The 15,974-nt window shown below is 71.5% G+C and carries 16 protein-coding genes and 1 pseudogene; 11 read left to right on the plus strand and 6 right to left on the minus strand.

The genetic code is table 11. The features are described from left to right. The 3 genes and pseudogenes from ACWGIU_RS09695 to ACWGIU_RS09705 form a co-directional block, all read right to left on the minus strand. On the minus strand, positions 1-1,051 hold a 1,051-nt coding region (locus ACWGIU_RS09695), incomplete at its 3' end, for a S8 family serine peptidase (RefSeq protein ID WP_453704085.1). 457 nt (positions 1,052-1,508) lie between these two features. Continuing rightward, positions 1,509-1,628: pseudogene (locus ACWGIU_RS09700) on the minus strand (DUF1838 family protein); the annotation flags it as partial. A gap of 75 nt (positions 1,629-1,703) precedes the next feature. Then, positions 1,704-1,868: a hypothetical protein gene (locus ACWGIU_RS09705; RefSeq protein WP_453704057.1), complete on the minus strand. Its 165-nt coding sequence runs from the start codon at positions 1,866-1,868 to the stop codon at positions 1,704-1,706. 231 nt (positions 1,869-2,099) lie between these two features. On the opposite strand from ACWGIU_RS09705, the gene ACWGIU_RS09710 reads away from it, so the two are divergent. The 4 genes from ACWGIU_RS09710 (at position 2,100) to ACWGIU_RS09725 (ending at position 5,869) form a co-directional block, all read left to right on the plus strand. Further along, positions 2,100-3,728: an alpha/beta hydrolase gene (locus tag ACWGIU_RS09710; RefSeq protein ID WP_453704059.1), complete on the plus strand. Its 1,629-nt coding sequence runs from the start codon at positions 2,100-2,102 to the stop codon at positions 3,726-3,728. 217 nt (positions 3,729-3,945) lie between these two features. After that, on the plus strand, positions 3,946-4,392 hold the full coding sequence (locus ACWGIU_RS09715) for a hypothetical protein (RefSeq protein WP_453704061.1): 447 nt from the start codon (positions 3,946-3,948) through the stop codon (positions 4,390-4,392). A 216-nt stretch (positions 4,393-4,608) separates the two neighbouring features. Then, positions 4,609-4,788, plus strand: a complete 180-nt coding sequence (locus ACWGIU_RS09720) for a hypothetical protein (RefSeq protein ID WP_453704063.1) — start codon at positions 4,609-4,611, stop codon at positions 4,786-4,788. Between the two features lie 319 nt (positions 4,789-5,107). Next, positions 5,108-5,869 carry a hypothetical protein gene (locus ACWGIU_RS09725; RefSeq protein ID WP_453704065.1) on the plus strand — a complete coding sequence of 254 codons (762 nt, stop codon included), beginning with the start codon at positions 5,108-5,110 and terminating at the stop codon, positions 5,867-5,869. Positions 5,870-5,960: 91 nt separating this feature from the next. Here ACWGIU_RS09725 and ACWGIU_RS09730 read toward each other — a convergent pair whose 3' ends face one another. Together ACWGIU_RS09730 and ACWGIU_RS09735 are read right to left on the minus strand one after the other, a co-directional pair. Then, the gene (locus ACWGIU_RS09730; protein ID WP_453704067.1) at positions 5,961-6,494 is read right to left on the minus strand and encodes a GNAT family N-acetyltransferase; all 534 of its coding nucleotides are present in this window, start codon (positions 6,492-6,494) and stop codon (positions 5,961-5,963) included. 136 nt (positions 6,495-6,630) lie between these two features. After that, positions 6,631-7,614, minus strand: a complete 984-nt coding sequence (locus ACWGIU_RS09735) for a phosphotransferase family protein (RefSeq protein ID WP_453704069.1) — start codon at positions 7,612-7,614, stop codon at positions 6,631-6,633. An 82-nt stretch (positions 7,615-7,696) separates the two neighbouring features. On the opposite strand from ACWGIU_RS09735, the gene ACWGIU_RS09740 reads away from it, so the two are divergent. The 3 genes from ACWGIU_RS09740 (at position 7,697) to ACWGIU_RS09750 (ending at position 10,187) form a co-directional block, all read left to right on the plus strand. After that, positions 7,697-8,695, plus strand: coding sequence for a DUF1996 domain-containing protein (locus tag ACWGIU_RS09740; protein ID WP_453704071.1), 999 nt, complete (start codon positions 7,697-7,699; stop codon positions 8,693-8,695). A gap of 152 nt (positions 8,696-8,847) precedes the next feature. Continuing rightward, on the plus strand, positions 8,848-9,459 hold the full coding sequence (locus tag ACWGIU_RS09745; protein WP_030725819.1) for a sigma-70 family RNA polymerase sigma factor: 612 nt from the start codon (positions 8,848-8,850) through the stop codon (positions 9,457-9,459). Further along, positions 9,456-10,187, plus strand: coding sequence for an anti-sigma factor family protein (locus tag ACWGIU_RS09750; protein ID WP_453704073.1), 732 nt, complete (start codon positions 9,456-9,458; stop codon positions 10,185-10,187). The genes ACWGIU_RS09745 and ACWGIU_RS09750 overlap by 4 nt, the downstream gene beginning before the upstream one ends. A gap of 409 nt (positions 10,188-10,596) precedes the next feature. On the opposite strand, the gene ACWGIU_RS09755 is transcribed toward ACWGIU_RS09750, so the two are convergent. Further along, positions 10,597-11,328 (minus strand): DUF7873 family protein, encoded by a 732-nt coding sequence (locus ACWGIU_RS09755; protein ID WP_453704075.1) that lies wholly within the window; start codon positions 11,326-11,328, stop codon positions 10,597-10,599. 266 nt (positions 11,329-11,594) lie between these two features. Between ACWGIU_RS09755 and ACWGIU_RS09760 the strand changes: the two genes are divergently transcribed. From ACWGIU_RS09760 to ACWGIU_RS09775, 4 genes are all read left to right on the plus strand, one after another. After that, complete coding sequence (locus ACWGIU_RS09760; protein ID WP_453704077.1) at positions 11,595-12,500, plus strand: ATP-grasp domain-containing protein; 906 nt, start codon at positions 11,595-11,597, stop codon at positions 12,498-12,500. Continuing rightward, positions 12,497-13,294: an ATP-grasp domain-containing protein gene (locus ACWGIU_RS09765; RefSeq protein ID WP_453704079.1), complete on the plus strand. Its 798-nt coding sequence runs from the start codon at positions 12,497-12,499 to the stop codon at positions 13,292-13,294. The genes ACWGIU_RS09760 and ACWGIU_RS09765 overlap by 4 nt, the downstream gene beginning before the upstream one ends. Positions 13,295-13,393: 99 nt before the next feature. Then, positions 13,394-14,248, plus strand: coding sequence for a DMT family transporter (locus ACWGIU_RS09770; protein ID WP_453704081.1), 855 nt, complete (start codon positions 13,394-13,396; stop codon positions 14,246-14,248). A 287-nt stretch (positions 14,249-14,535) separates the two neighbouring features. Then, complete coding sequence (locus tag ACWGIU_RS09775; RefSeq protein WP_453704083.1) at positions 14,536-15,726, plus strand: serine hydrolase domain-containing protein; 1,191 nt, start codon at positions 14,536-14,538, stop codon at positions 15,724-15,726. Positions 15,727-15,974: the final 248 nt, after the last annotated feature.

Raw genomic sequence — 15,974 nt, forward strand, 5'->3', positions numbered from 1 at the left:
CGCCGGCGCGGTTCGTCGACGCCACGTTGATCACGTTGTTGCAGCTGGCGGGCGAGAATCCGGACGCGTTGGCGTTGCTGTTGCCGGCGGCGACGACGACGGTCGTACCGCGGGCGACGGCGGCGTTGATGGCGTTCTGGTAGCTGGTGCCGCAGGTGCCCGAGCCGCCGAGGCTCATGTTGATGACCTTGGCGGGGGTGGCGTTGGCCGGGACGCCCGCGACGGAGCCGCCGGAGGCCCAGGTGATCGCGTCGACGATGTCCGAGGTGGCGCCGCCGCACTTGCCGAGGACGCGGACGGGCTGGATCTTCGCGCCGTAGGCGATGCCGGCGACACCCTTGGAGTTGTTGGTGGCCGCGGCGATGGTGCCCGCGACGTGGGTGCCGTGCCAGGAGGAGGTGCTGGCCTTGGAGCCGACACCGCACTCGCCGTCGGTGGCGTTCCAGTCGCCCTCGTCGGCGGGGTTGCTGTCCCGCCCGTTGCCGTCGCGGGCCTCGGAGGAGGTCGAGATGAAGTCGTAGCCGGCGACGACGTTCGGCGCGACGTCCGAGTGGGCGACGTAGCCGGTGTCGATCACGGCGACGGTGACGCCGGAGCCCGTGGTCGTGTCCCAGGCACCGGGGACGTTCATGCCGGCGGTGGACTCGAAGAGGTCCCACTGCTTGGCGTACTCGGTGTCGTTCGGGGTGACGGCCATGGCGTAGGCGCGGGTGTCCGGCTCGACGTAGGCGACGTCCGGGTCTGCGCGGAACTGGGCCATGACGTCCGCCGCGTCGGCCGGGGCGGTCGCACCACCCAGGTTGACGAGGGCCGCTCCGGTGCCGAGGCGGCGGTCGAACTTCGCCTTCTTGCCGGCCTTCTTGCCCTTGGCGGTGGCGTCGTCGGCCGCCGCGGTGTTCGAGCTGGCCTCGGTGGCCGACGTCTTGTATCCGACGATGAGATTCTCGACCGGCGCGGTGGGGGCGACCGTGGCGGCGGGGGCCGCGGCGGGGGTCTCCGTGGCCAGGGCCACGGAGGCGGTCGCGGAGCCGGCGAGCAGGGTGACGGACATGGCCACCACGGATATGAGCCTGCGTCTGGAAGCGTGCACGTGTTCCCCTTCAAGGGCCGTTCCGGGCATGCCGGAGCGGCCGGTCAGTGCAGTGTGGGAGGTGTCCGGCGGCCGCGGGACCGGGAGCGAGTTGGTCGAGCTCGCCCCGGCCTCCGCCGCGCGCCACGTCGCCCGAGCCGCAACGGCGGGGCCGGGCAACGGCGGTCCCGGCTCTCCCCCCGGCCGTGCTGCCTTCACGCCATGTGGGGTTGGCGTGTGTGCCGCAGGACCAGGGGAAGATCGCCGGTGGGCAGACAGTAGGCAACACGGGGATGAACTCGATACGGGGAAAACCCTTGTCCGCCCCTGCGGCTCCCCCCAGGGGTCCCTCGGCAGGGCCCTGACCAGGCATGTCCGGCGGCCGTGCGCGCCCCGCGCGGGTCCGGGACGGGGACCGGGGCCGGGGTGGGGACCGGCTCTACCGCGGCGGGAACAGCTTGCGGAAGTACGTCCAGCTGGTCTCGTTCGGCTCGCTCCACTTCTCCGGTGCATGGGCGAATTCAGGCTGATGCTCGGCGATGTAGGCCGTCTCTTTCGGATCTTGCCGAGGGTCCGGCCCTGGGCCCCAGCCGGCGCGCAGGGGTCGGCTGAGGGTGCCCGCCGGGCGGGTGGATCACCAGACCCATGATGGCCACGTCGGATGTGACCGAAAGGCCTCCTCCGTGGCGTGCGCCAGGTCATCGACCGCCTGGCAGGCCGCGTCCAGTTGCAGCGGCAGGGCCAGTGCCTGCTTCCCCATGGCGTCCTCGACGAGGCAGTCGATTCTGTCCTGACACATGCCAGTCCGGCCATGTCCCCTTACGGCAGGCGCGGGGCCGGGACGGCCCTCACCGCAGCCCCGCCGACGGTCTCCTCCCGGAGGGGGAGGCTGGACCGGGCCGCAGGTCCCGGACCAGAGGGGGGAACGGGACCGGGGTCCTCGTGCCCTTGGGCGATGTGCCGTACCAGGGCGGGTTCCTAGCCTCGGGGTATGCGATCACACGAAGCGGACGATGCTCAAGGAGACCCCGTGACCATTGTCAGTCCCGCCGCCCGCCGCGCCTTAGCCGTAGGCCTCACCCTCGCCGCCTGCCTCACGTCCTCCCCCGTCCTGGCCACGGCCGCCGAGACCCCCTCCCAGGACAGCTCCGGGGCCGGACTGGACCGGTACTACCGCCAGCACCTCGGCTGGGGCAGCTGCATCAAGGGCCCCGACGACACCACGGGCCGCGATCTGGACCAGGCAGGCGTGCAGTGCGCGGACGTGACCGTGCCCCTGGACTACGCCGACCCCCAGGGGCGCACGATCACCGTGGCGATCTCCCGGCTCAAAGCCACCGACACCCGCCACCGCATCGGCGCGATCCTCCTCAACAACGGCGGTCCGGGCGGTCCCGCGCTCCAGTCCCCGCCGCAGGCCCGCGCGTCGATGAAGGAGGTCGGCGCGCGCTACGACATCGTCGGCTTCGACCCGCGCTTCATCGGGCGCAGCACCGCGCTGGACTGCGGCTTGCCCATCGGCATGACCTGGCTGTCCGCCGGCACCGGCCGGGCGGGCTTCGACCGCCAGGTCGCCCTGCAGAAGAGCCTGGCCGACAAGTGCCGGGCCACCGGCGCCGCGGTGCTCCCGCACATCACCACCCGCAACACGGCCCGCGACATGGACGTCATCCGCGGCACGCTCGGTGAGCGGAAGATCTCCTTCCTGGGCTACTCGTACGGCACCTACCTGGGCACGGTCTACACGCAGATGTTCCCCGGCCGCCACGACCGGATGGTGCTGGACGGGGCGATCAACCCGAGCGACTACCGACCCCGGCTGCTGAAGGGCACCGAGCGTGAGAACGAGAAGGCGCTGTCCGACTGGGCCGCCTGGGCCGCGGAGCACCACGACACCTACGGCCTCGGCCGCAGCCGCGCCGAGGTGCTCGCCGCCGTCGACCGCATCGTCGCGGCGGCCGCGCGCGGTCCGCTGACCATCGGCGCCGGCGCGGATGCCTTCCGGATCGACGACAGCCAGGTGCCGCTCCTCCTCTTCTCGGGCATCGCGGACGACACCGCCCCGGCGCGGGCGTCGTTCGGCGAGCTGCTTTCCGTACTGGCCAAAGCCGCGGAGGGCCGGCCGACGACGGTGCCGCCTCCGCTCGTCCCGGAGCTCCGGTACGTGCTGCGCGGTGAGGGCGAGCCCACCGGCGCGCAGTCCGCCGTCATCTGCGGGGACGTGGCCGCCGCGCGCGATCCCGAGCTCTACTGGCGGGACATCGAGCGCAACCGCACCGCGCACCCGCTGTTCGGCCCTCTGACCAACAACATCAACCCGTGCGCCTTCTGGGACTCGCCGCGCGAAGAGCCCACCCGGGTGCGGCGCGATGCCCCTGCACTGATCGTCGCCGCCACCGGTGACCCGCGTACGACGTACAAAGGAAGCGTCGAGCTGCACAAGCAGCTGCCGAGCTCCAGGCTGGTCACGCTCGAGGGCGCCAACCGGCACGCCCTCTTCGGACACTACGGCAACACCTGCGTGGACGACCAGGTCAACCGGTACTTGGCCACCGGCAAGCTGCCGGCGAGGGACCGGACCTGCGTCAAGCAGGCGGGGTGGCGGCCCGCGGTTCACGTTCCGAGTACGCGGGCCAACAGCATTCGCCCCCAGCCCTGACAGCCGTGGCTGCGCAGCCATCGGACGGTGAGCGAACGCAGTTCGCGCCGGCGTGCGCCGGTGGCAGACTGCTGCTTTGATCGCGGCCACGGGTCCGCGTGAAGGGGGATGCGTCGTCGTGCGCAAGGTGAGGTGGGCGGTCACGGCCGCCGGTGCGGTGCTGTTGATCGCGGGGTGCGGAAGTGAAGGTGATTCGGTCCGGGCACATGACGGTGTCGTGCCGTCAGCCGATGGGCCCGCCGTGGCGCAGACGGAATCGGGCGCCAGCCTGGACATCGAAGCGGTGAGAAAGGAGATAGAGGCCGCCGCCACAGCGGCCGGGTTCACCGCGAGGCAGCCCGCGGACGACGTCCCGCCGGGCCTCAAGTCCTGCACGGTCAGGTGGCAGGCGGACGGCGCGAAATCCACCGACCCCAGGAAGTCCTTCGACACCACGGTCGCCACGCTGGTCAGCCGCGGCTGGAAGGAGAGCGGGAGTTCCGACGAGCGGCAGTCGGTCACCAAGGCGTTCGACAAGAGCGGCTGGAAAATCATGGCGTGGCACCACCCCCAGGGCCGGGCGGATGGGACGGACTGGACGAGCTTCATTGCCAACGACACCGGGCCCGCATGCGAGAAGCCCTTCCAGGAAGACCTGGCGGACAAAACGACGAACAAGAAGTAGTTTCGGTCGCGAACACGCGGCAGGCCGGTGTCGCGGGCGTTCGCCCGTGGCTCCCGGCGGCTGTCGGCAACACGATGACGTCTGCGCGTGCCAGCCGCACTTGAAGGCTGTTGGTAGGTGTGAACGAGTACTCATGGCCTGCTGACGGCGCTGAGGTCGGAGCAGGGGTCGGGCTCCCTGGCCCACGACGCGCAAGGCCCTGCCGGTGGAACACCGGTGGCTGGCGAAGTCATCGGCCGGCGCCACTTTGGTGTCTTCCTGCGGATCGACGGCGTTCCGGACGTGGTCGGGCTGACCGAGATCACAGCAATGCCTCGCGAGGCCGAACTCCCGAACGTTGGTGCGCGCGTCACGGGCGAAGTCCTCTGGCACGCTGAGCACAAGTGCCAGACCTGACAGTGACAGCGGATCTGCAACCATTCCGACAACGGTGCCAAGCGTGTTCCTTGTCGGTGACGTCCGTCGTGCTTCGGCAAGCGCCCCCGTACCGGCAGAGCTCGGATGCGCGCCCGGCAGCGGCCGGTGCGGGCGCTGCACCCCGTCCCGCGCGCCCGTTGGGATGCGAGGAGGGTGGGGGGTGGCCCCGGCCGTATTGCGTCCCGTGAGGGGACCAGGGCCTGTCCCGCACACTCCATACCGGCACGAGCCGGCGTGGAGCCTGGTCCGTGACGTAATTGCAGTTCAGCAAGTTTCGATCACACGTACGATGCCCGGCATGATCGTCGCTTCCATCGACCCCACCTCACAGTCCTTCGCCTTCGGCGAGGTCATCGGCTACATGATCCCCGCCGCCATAGGCATCGGCGTGCTCTGGTGGCTGACCCGCGCCTGGCGCGCGCAGTCCACCCCGCCCGGCAGCGATCCGGCACAAGCGGTGCGGGGGAAAAGGAAGCGCACCTGGTTCATCGCGGGCGTGAGCGTGTTCATCGCCGCCGTCGCGAGCGTGAAGGCTGCCGCCTCCTACCATCCGGAACCCCGCGCCATCGAAACGGTCGCCGCGGACGGCACCGAGGAGTACCCCGTCATCGTCCTCCCGCTCCTCTTCGACCGCTTCCGCCTCCTGACCGGCGAGGACGCCACACGTGCCGAGACCGAAGTGCTGGCCGACCGGAAACTCCCCCACAGCATGCGCACCGGCTACTACGACCAGGACGCCAACGGGTCCTACGACCTCTTCGTCCTGGTCAACAGCGCTGACTGGGACCCCAAGGTCGCCGAGAACAAGGCGACCAAATCGGTCGCCCAGGAGCTCCGCGACTTCTTCACCGCGAGCAAGGCCCGCGACGTGAGTCGCTTCGACGCGGGCCAGCACGGCGGCGGCCTCAGCTGCGGCCACGTGACCGGGCCCGACGGCGACCAGACCCTCTGCGCATGGAGCGACGCCGTCAACATCGTCGGCGTACGCCTGGTCCGGGAAACCGACCTCGCAGCCGCCGCCCGCACCACCCTCGCCCTGCGCAACGCAGCCACCCGCTGACCTGATCGACCGCTAGGCGGTGCCCTCGGTCCCCGCCCGCAACCGAGCGGCGAGGACGCAGGCATCCGCTCCGGGACAACCTCACCAGCCGTCAATGGCAGCTCACCCAGCGCCTGAAGAGGCCCCACACCGTCGCATATTCGCTGACCAAAGGCACATGGCATCTCATGGTCGTGCACGAGGACAGGCCCGGCTCGCGCGAACATCTCTCGCTCGTGGCCGTGAACAGCACTCCTGCCTGCGAAGAGGCGTTCAAGAAAGCACAGGCCGCCGGCACCCAACCCGCCTGAAACCGCCCCTCTGAAGTGCGGGCCTGGACCGCGACGCGGCAGGACGCGCGGTTGTCCACCTGGTGGAGCAGTTCGAGGCGTTCGAGGCCGGCGGCCCTGAAGGCGTCCAGGGACCAGGCGGTGACGGCTTGCCGGCTCGGGGGGCCGCACCCCCGGCCCCGCGCCCCGGCCGCCGTCCAGTAGCCGACCTCTGCGGCGGCCTTGCCGGGCGCGACCTCCTTGAGGACGACGTGGCCACGAGTCGCGCGGAGGACGACGCGTCCGGGCCGGTCTCCAGGACGGCGAAGCCGAACCGGAGACCGGCCGCCCAGCCCCGCTCCTGGGCCCGCACCCACCTCAGTCCGTCGTCCTCGGACTCCGGCCTGGGGTCCGGGGAGGCCTGGAGCAGTGCGGCGACGTCATCCACGCACCAGCGGGCGAAGGACGAGAGCGGGAGCGGCCGGTGTCCTGGCGGCCTGGCGGCCTGGCGATTCAGGCATACCTCTCGAAGAGGGCGTGGATGTACCCCTCCAGCCTCTGGGTCAGGACTCGGGCCGTCAGGTCGACGCGGCCCAGCTCGCGCCAGGGCACGGCGACCTTCTCCGCGTCCGGAGCGAAGGCCAGCGCGTCCAGCAGCCTCCAGTGGAGATGGGCGGTGCGGTCTTCGGCCAGGGTTCCTCCCGCGGCGGCATAGCGGTCGGCGAAGCGCATCCCCGCCGGAACACCGTGCAGCAGGGCGAGGGCGGTCGAGCAGTGCGCCACGTCCAGGTCGGCGGGCCCCCAGGAGGTCTCCACCCAGTCGACGACACCACTGATCCGAAGATCCTCGCCCGTACCCGTGAAGAGGACGTTCCCCGGATGGAAGTCCCGGTGCAGGAAGCGGCCCTGATGGTCCGGGGGGTCGCGGCGGATGACGTCGACCGCCCGCTGCCAGAGCTCGGGCCGCCCCGTGGCCGGGGGCGGGCTCACCCGCTCGGGCGAGGTCCAGGCCTCATAGGTGCGGGGCCGTTGCTCTACCGCAATCGGCAGCTGATGGATACGCACCAGTTGGCGGGCCAGCAGGTCGGCGCGGGCGTCGGCATGCCGATCGTCCAGGCGTACGGATCCCGGCAGCAGGGACATCAGCAAGGAGGGGTGGTCGCAGTACTGCGCTGTCGCATCCACCGCCACCAACGCGGCCGCCGGCACGTCCGTGCCTTCGAGCAGGCGCAGGACGGCCGCCTCACGGGTCAGCAGGCCCTGCGCGGCCCGGACGTAGAAGGGTGCGACGAAGGACCGCAGCACGAGCGAGCGCCGGCCGTCCGGGCCGCCGAGGTCCAGGCGGCGCATCTGTGCGGTCCAGCCGCCGCGCAGCCGTACGACCCTCTCGATGCGTTCGGCCTCGGACAACCCCTTCTCCACCCAGGAGCGCGTGGCACCCCAGCCCTCGCCGTCAGGATCGGCGCTCCTGCCCTCGGCCCCCTCGCCCGCAGTCATGGGGACAGCCTACCGATCTTCCCGCGACCGCCATTCGGATGCCAGGTTGACGACAGGGACGCCACCGGCAACCGTGACCGGCATGGGGAACGAACACCGGCTGCTCACTCTCGCCGTCTGCCTGGTCCTGGGCGGCGGGCTGATCGCAGCGGTACTGGGGGCGTCGCGGGCGGCCGGTCCGCACGCCGGGGCGGCGGACGGGCGGCCGGTGGCGTCCGACTACGTGGAGATACGTGATGTCCCGCGCGTCCCGGCAACCGCTCCCGCCCCCGGGGCCGAGGGATCGTCCGGTTCGATGGTGGTGAGTTGCGGCCGCAACGAGGAGGGTCACTACAACGAGGACAACCTCGTGGTCTCGCCCGGTCTGCCGGGCGGTGCCCATCACACGCACGCCTACGTGGGTAACCTCTCCACCGACGCGCTGTCGACGGAGGTCTCGCTGGACGCGGCCGCCACGAGCTGTGCGGGCGGCGACCGGTCCACGTACTACTGGCCCGTCCTGCGTCGCCCCGACCGCCCGGGCACGCGCCCGCACGAGGACTCCGCCGGGCACGGGAACGTCGGCGAGATCGTGCCCGAGTCCTCGGTCCTGGTGGAGTTCCGCGGCAATCCCGTGAGCAAGGTGGTGCCGATGCCGCGCTTCCTGCGCGGGATGACCGGCGACGCCGTCGCGTACACGGCGGCCGGCGAGGCCGACGTCCGGGCCCGCTGGGGGTGTTCGGGCTCCCCCGACCGGGCCACCACCCGCTATCCGCGCTGCCCCGCGGGCGAGCGCGTCACCCGCACCCTCGTCTTCCCGAGCTGCTGGAACGGCCTCGACACCGTCGGCGTCACGCACCGCTCGCATCTGCTGTTCACCGCCGCGAACGGCGTCTGCCCGAAGGACACTTTCCCGGTGCCCGAACTGCGCGTCTCCCTCGCCTACGAGATCCCCGCGGGGCTGAACGTGGCCCTCGACTCCTTCCCCGAGCAGCGGCACAGCCCGAAGACGGATCACGCGATGTTCGTGAACGCGATGACCGACCGGCAGATGGACGAGGTCGTCGACTGCCTCAACGAGGGCCGCGCCTGCCGGACCTGAGCGACCCGGCCCGAGTGACGGGAACCGAGTGACGGGAACCGAGCGACAGGACCCGGCGACGGAACCCGGGTGACGCACGTCACGTGAACCGAATCCTTCCCGGTGGCGTGTTCCGACCGCACCACATATGCGAGGAAGACGGAGAGGGTGAGATGGCCGGACCACTGTGGCCCCGCACTCGGCGGGGCTCGACCGATGAGGCACTGATCAAGTCGGTGTACGAGGAGCACGGTCACGCCCTGCTCGCGTACGCCACCCGGCTGACCGGAGACCGGGCCGCCGCCGAGGATGTCGTACAGGAGACGCTGATCCGGGCCTGGCGCCACTCCGAGGTGCTGGTCAACGGAAAGGGCTCGGTGCGCGGCTGGCTGCTCACGGTGGCCCGCAACATCATCACCGACCGGTACCGGGCGAAGGCCGCCCGGCCGCCCGAGGTCTCCGGGGCCTCGTCCGCTCCCCCGGTGGAGGCGGACCACGCCGATTCCGTGGTGGACAGCATGACGGTCCTGGGGGCCCTCGATCAGCTGTCGCCGGAACACCGGGACGTCCTGAAGGAGTTGTACTACCGACAGCTCAGCGTGGCGGAGGCGGCCGACAGCCTCGGCATCCCGGCGGGTACGGTCAAATCTCGCTCGCACTACGCCCTCAAGGCGCTGCGCGACGTCTTCAAGAGCGACGGATTCAGGGACATCGGTTCCAGAGAAGGAAAGCGATCGGGCAGGCCGCCCCAGCAGCCCGCCGGACTGCGTGAGGTGGTGGCATGAACCGGCAGCGGCACGAGGAGGAACTGCTCGGCCCCTATGTGCTCGGCGTCTTGGACGCCGAGGAGATCCGCCGGGTCGAGGAACACACGAGCGGATGCGTGCAGTGCCGGGAGGAGGTGGCCGCGTTGCGCGAGATGGAGGCGGCTCTGGGCGAGGTGCCCGACGAGGCGTTCCTCGACGGACCGCCGCAGGGCGGTGACCTGCTGCTCCAGCGCACACTGCGGCAGATGCGCGGTGAGCGGGCCGGTGACTCGCGACGGCGCGCGGGGCTCGCGGGACTGGCGGTGGCGGCCTCGCTGGCCGCCGTGTTCTGGGCCGGCACCCAGCTGGGCTCGGGCGATTCGGATGCGGTGGCGCTGCCCGTGCCGCCGTCCCCGACGGCCACGGCGAACCCTTCACCGCCGCCCGCCGGGACCAAGACGCTCTCCGGGACCGATCAGGCCTCGGGCGCGCGGATGACCGTACAGATGACGCCCGCGGCGAAGTGGGTGCGGGTGCGCGCGGCGGTCACCGGAGTGCCGCCGGGTGAGCGGTGCCGGCTGATCGTCGTCTCCAAGAACGGTACGCGCACGACGGCCGGCAGTTGGGTCGTGGGCAGCCAGGAGAACGGCGAGGGCAAGGGCGCGGGGCTGGACGGTTCGGCGGCCGTGGACCCGGCGGACGTCAAGGCGATCCTCGTCGAGAACGAGTCGGGCCGGACGTACGTGTCCGTACCGGTCCCGGTCTGACCGGACCGGGGGCGGGAACGTGACGGAGCCCGGGAGCATATCCAGCTCCCGGGCTCCTGTGTGCCACCCAATTGCGCACACCGGCACGTTTAAGAGTCGCGGATCATTCTTAGATCGACGTGTTCTACCTTTGAACTACCGCGCCATGAGAAGAGGCACAGAGGGGACTTGAACCCCCATCCATCGATGATCGTCCACGCTCGGTCGATCCGGTGTTCGGCGGCGAATACTGAGACTGGAGCGAGAATCTGAGATTAACGGGGCCGCCTCTACCAGCTTGGGCCAACCCGGCTCGAAATGCCGGGGGAGGGATTCGAACCCCCAACTGACACCCCAGTTCAGCTTCAACATCAGTTTCAGCTTGCGCTCTCGCGCACCCCCTGCAGACATACAGAGGGAGTCTTCGGGGCTACTTGAACAAGTAGCCGAACACCGCGTCGCCGACCCTCTGATCGGTGACCTCGGCGCTGTTGGCCTCCTCGCGGGCGAACTTGACGGCCTGCTGGAGCTTCTCCACGCGGTCGAGCAGTTCGTTGACCCGACGGGCCGGCAGCGCACCGGAGAACTTCACGGTCGTCCAGTACCCGACCGGAACGTCCTCGTAGTACACCTCGACCTGCGCCGGGTGCTTCTCGGTGGCCTCGGCCTTCACGTGGTTGCGCGGCACCTTCTTGGTGCGGATGGTGCGCACCGGGTCCGTCTTCCAGGAGTCCGTGGACGGGTCCAGGTTCCAGGATTCGGAGGCGTCCAGCACCGGCAGCTTCCGTACGAAGGTGTGCATGTCGGTGAGCTGCTTCTCCAGGAAGAGCAGGTACGGCACGGGCACCTGCGCCAGCAGGACCGTCCCGTCCACGACGACGTCGGCGGCCGCGGTGCGGTTGGCCCAGTCCTTGGTCGCCGTCACGTCGAACAGCCGCGTCAGGGTGCCCGCCGTCCCCCGCAGCACGTCCTCGGCCTTGACCTGGACCCGGGTGGACTCGGGCGGCAGCTGCTCGCCCTCCTCGTCCTTGGGCTGGTAGGTCCGGGAGATTCCCGCCAGCAGGGCGGGCTTCTGGACGTCGTGGTGAGCCTGGGTGAGCTCTTGGAGGGACTTGGACTTGACGCCCTTTTCCACTGCGATGATCTGATTCAGCTTCGGCACGTGATCAACCTAGCAGCCGATTGTCCGATCATTCACCGGGATTTCGGCACCTTCGCCCGGTCCGGCAACAGGGCCTGCGAGCCCGTCACAGCCGCCCCGTCCACCGACCGGCCACGGCCCGGCCCCTCCCCCGTGGATCCGGAGCGGGCAGGGCGGCGAGGAAGGCCACACTCGGACCGATCATCACATTGCGGTCCATGACATCCTGTGACGTCACAACTCGCCGGACGGTATCGGCGGACGTCCGGGGAATATGGGGAAGGTCCATGAGGCTCTGCTTCCTGGTGGAGGAGCACTACCGCCACGACGGCATGCCGAACGAGGTGATCCGGCAGCTGACCGCGTGGGGGCACCAGGTGGACGTCGTGCGGCCGGGCGGCTCGCTCCTGCGCATGACCGAGGTGGTGGACGCGGGTGCGCACGACGCCTGGGTGCTCAAGACGGTGTCGGGCGGCCCCGGTCTGACGCTGCTCGAAGCCGCCGCCGCGGCCGGGACGACCACCGTCAACGACGCCCGGTCCATCCGGGGCGTACGGGACAAGGCGCTGGCCGCCGCCCTCGGGAGCGGCCGGGGCCTGCCGCTGCCGCCCACCTACGCGGTGGCCCGCCCCGAGTTGCTCAGGGAGATCCCGCAAGCGGAGTACCCGCTCGTCGTCAAGCCCGCGGACGGCAGCTCCGGACGGGCCGTCCACCTGGTGTCCTCGCCGGAGCGGCTGGAGTCGCTGCTGCCCGCGCTCGCGGGCGAGGGCCTGCTCATCGCCCAGCCCTACGTGTCCAACTCGGGCACCGACATCAAGGTGTACGTGGTCGGCGGGGAACTGTTCGCGACCGAGCGCTGCTCCCCGCTGCACCCGGACCCGTCCGTACGGGAGCGCCGCGTGCCGCTGTCGGCCGAGGTGGCGGCGATCGCCGTCCAGGTGGGGGCGGTCTACGGGCTCGACCTGTACGGCGTGGACGTGCTGCTGGGCCCGGACGGCCCGGTGGTCGTCGACGTGAACGACTTCCCGAGCTTCCGGCAGGTGCCGGACGCCGCCGCGCGGGTGGCCCGCGCCGTCCTCGAACTGGCGCGGACGGGTGGCTCCGCACCACCGCCGGCTCCCGTGGCCCTGCCGTACCCGCTGCCCCTGTCGATCCCGGCGCAGGTCTCGGCCGTGGGAGGTGACGGCGCGTGAAGATCGGCCTGATCACCCCGGAGCCCGGGCACCCGCTGCTGGCGGACACCACCGCGCTGCTGGCCCCGGAGCACGCGGTCGAAGCCCTCGATCCGGTCACGCTCGGGGACGTGCCGTTGCCGCTCGCCGAGGTGTACCTGCTGAAGTCGCGGACACCGCACGCGCTGGGTCTCGCGCGCTACCTGGAGCGGCGGGGAGCGGCCGTGGTGAACTCCGCGGCGGCGACCGAGCTGTGCCAGGACCGTACGGAGATGGCCCAGCTCGCCCTGCGGGCCGGGCTGCCCTTCGCCGCGACCCGTACCCACGACTCCCTCGGGGTGTGGGCCGCCGGGGCCCGGCTCGACACCCCCGTGGTGGTCAAGAGCCGGCGCAGCCGCCGGGGCGACCTCGTCGCCCGCGTGAACGACGGGGCCCGCCTGCGGGAGTTGGCCCGGGAATGGCCGCACGAGCCGGTCGTGGTGCAGGAGTACGCGCCCAACAGCGGCTGGGACCACAAGCTGTGGGCCATAGGGGAGCAGGTCTTCTCGGCCCTGCGCCGGTCCGAGCTCTCCCCGGGGGGCCGCGGCCCCACCCGCCCCCTGCCGCTCATGGAACTGCCTGCCGGCTGGGCGGATCTGGTGCGCGAGGTGGGCGCGGTGTTCGCGCTCGACGTCTACGGCGTGGACATCATCGACACCGGCGGCGGGGCACCGCTCATCGTGGACATCAACGCCTTCCCCGGTATCCGGGGCCAGGCCGGCGCCCCGGAGGCCCTCGCGGCGCTGGCCCTGCGCCGGGCCGCGGGGCATGCCTGAGGGCTGCCGGCAGGTCCGGACGGGGGAATGCGCGGAACGTGACGGCCGTGGCCCGGTGTCGTGCCACGGAGGGGCCGCGGTCCCCGTGAGGATCGGGGCATGGGCGTCGTCCTGCCGGTCCTCTTCGCGCTGTTCGCGGCGTTCAGCAACGCACTCGCCACCGTCCTCCAGCGGCGGGCCGCGCTGACCGTGCCGCAGAGCGACGGCTTCCGCTTCGGCCTGGTCCTCGATCTGTTGCGGCGGCCGCTGTGGATCGGCGGCATCCTGGCCGTGATCGCGGCCGGGGCGGGGCAGGCCGCGGCGCTGGCCACGGGTGCGCTGGCCCTCGTACAGCCGCTGTTCGTGCTGGAGCTGCCGCTCGCGCTGCTGATCGCCTCGCTGGTGACGCGACAGCGGCTGCCGGGGGTGCTGTGGCTGGCCGTGGCGGGGGTGGTGGCGGGGCTCGGGGTCGCGCTGGTGGCCGCCTCACCCATGGGCAACCGTACGGACGTGCCGCCCGAACGCTGGGTGGTGGCCCTGGCGGCGTGCGCGGTCGTGGTGGCCGCCCTGGCCGTGGCCGGGCTGCGCCTGTCGCCCGGCCGTGCCCGGGCCGGCTGCCTCGGCGCCGCCACCGCCGTCTGTTACGCGCTCACCGCCGCGCTGATGAAGTCCGCGGTGCACGTCCTCGACGAGAGCGGCTTCGTCGCCTTCCTGACGACCTGGGAGACGTACGCCTTCGGGGCCTGCGGCATCTGCGCCCTGCTCCTGCTGGAACACGCCATGCAGGGCGGCCCGCTGGTCGCCTCGCAGCCGGCGCTGACCCTCGGCGACGCGAGCATCAGCATCGCGCTGGGCGTGGTCCTGTACGAGGAACACCTGCGGTCGGGCTGGTGGCTCCTCCCCCAACTGCTGGGCATCGCCCTGATCTGCGGGGGCGTACTCGCGCTGGCCCGGGCCGGGGAGGACGCGCCGTGAGGGCGCGCGACCGCGCAGGGTGGCCGACGGGCGTGTCACGGCTCGCGCCGGGCGCACGGCACACCCGAGCCGACGGTGCGCCGCGCAGGACGGTGAGGACACCGTGGCCGCGGCCCGGCAGAACGGCCGCTTCGGCGGGCGCGAGGTGGTCCAGGCGGAGGGCGTCCCTGATACGGGGTCAGGGACGGTTCGGGGTCGGGGTGGGGGTGATCCCCGTCGAACCCGGACAGGCCGGCGGACAGACTCGCCGGGACGTCATCACCCGCCTTCCGAGTGGAGCTTTCCCCATGCGCCGTTCCTCGGCCCTGTCCCTGACCGCCGCCGCCTTGGTGTTCGCAGTCGTCGCCCCCGCTCAGGCCGCCGGCGCAGAGCCCCCCGCTCCCCTGGACCGTGCCGCCCTGAGAGAGGCGATCACCGTGCGACCGGACGACGGTGCCGCCGGAGTCGTGGCCGAGCTGCACAAGAACGGGCAGACGTGGCGGGGTGCGTCGGGGGACGTCATCAGCGGGCAGCGCGTCAGGCTCGGCGCTCACTTCCGGATCGGCAGCGTGAGCAAGCCCATGGAAGCGGTGATCCTGCTCCAGTTGTCGGCCGAGGGCCGCGTCGACCTGGACCGGAGCGTGCAGCACTACCTGCCCGGACTGCTGCCGGAGAGCCGGTTCGAGGAGCCCATCAGCGTACGGCAGCTGCTCAACCACACCAGCGGCCTGCCCCAGGACTTCGAGGGCGCCCCGCCCACCTCGCCGGACGAGGACATCGATCGGCGCCACGACTACGTCACCTTCGACGAGGTGATCCGGCAGACGCTCCGCCCGGAAGGCCGGCCGGCACCCGGCTCGCGCTTCCGCCCCGGCACCCTCCAGGAATACAACTCCTTCGGCTACCACGTCGCCGGCAAGCTCATCGAGGACATCACCGGGCACTCCTACCAGTACGAGGTGACGGCCCGCATCCTGAAGCCGCTGAAGATGCGGGAGACCGAGGCCGCCGCGCCGGGCCGCAGCACGCCCGTGCCGCGGCCGTACCTGCCCGGCTACCAGCCGAGGAGCAACGGCGAGCTGGTCGACGTCAACGTACAGGGCGGTCTGCCCGCCAGCATGACGTCCACCACGGGCGACCTGGACCGCTTCGTCTCCGGCCTGTTCGACGGCCGACTGCTGCGCCCGGCACAGGCCGCGGAGCTGTTCACGCTGCCGAAGGGCGCCGACGGCAAGCCCCTGCCGTACGCCAACGACTCGAACTGCAACACCGGTCCCGGCAAGGGCACGGCCTGCTTCAGTGTCGGGCTGATGTCCGTGCCGCTGCCCGACGGCTCCGTCCTGTGGGGCAAGACGGGCTCCGACCCGGGATACAGGAGCGGCGTCTTCGCCTCCCGGAACCTCGATCGGCGCGTGGTCTACTCGATGGGCACCTCGTCCTCCCTCAACGGCTTCCCGGCGGTGGCCCAGCGCCTGGCCCTGACCGCCTTCGGCAGCTGACGGGCCGGACCGACCGGAACCCGCCTGACACGCCGAGGGGATCGGGGACAGGGGCCGAGCCACGACTCCCGCGTCGAGCGGATGAACCGGGCAGGATGGCGGGTGGTGCAGGCCACCGCTCCCGCAGCCGTACCCGCTACCCCGGCAGCGGGGTCCGCGCGTAGGTGCCCGACAGCAGGCGGCCCTGGAGACCCGGATGCTGCTGCGCAACGGCGAGCAGCTGCTGCTCACCGTGATCATCCCGTCGC

It is taken from the genome of Streptomyces sp. NPDC054840 (assembly GCF_053611065.1).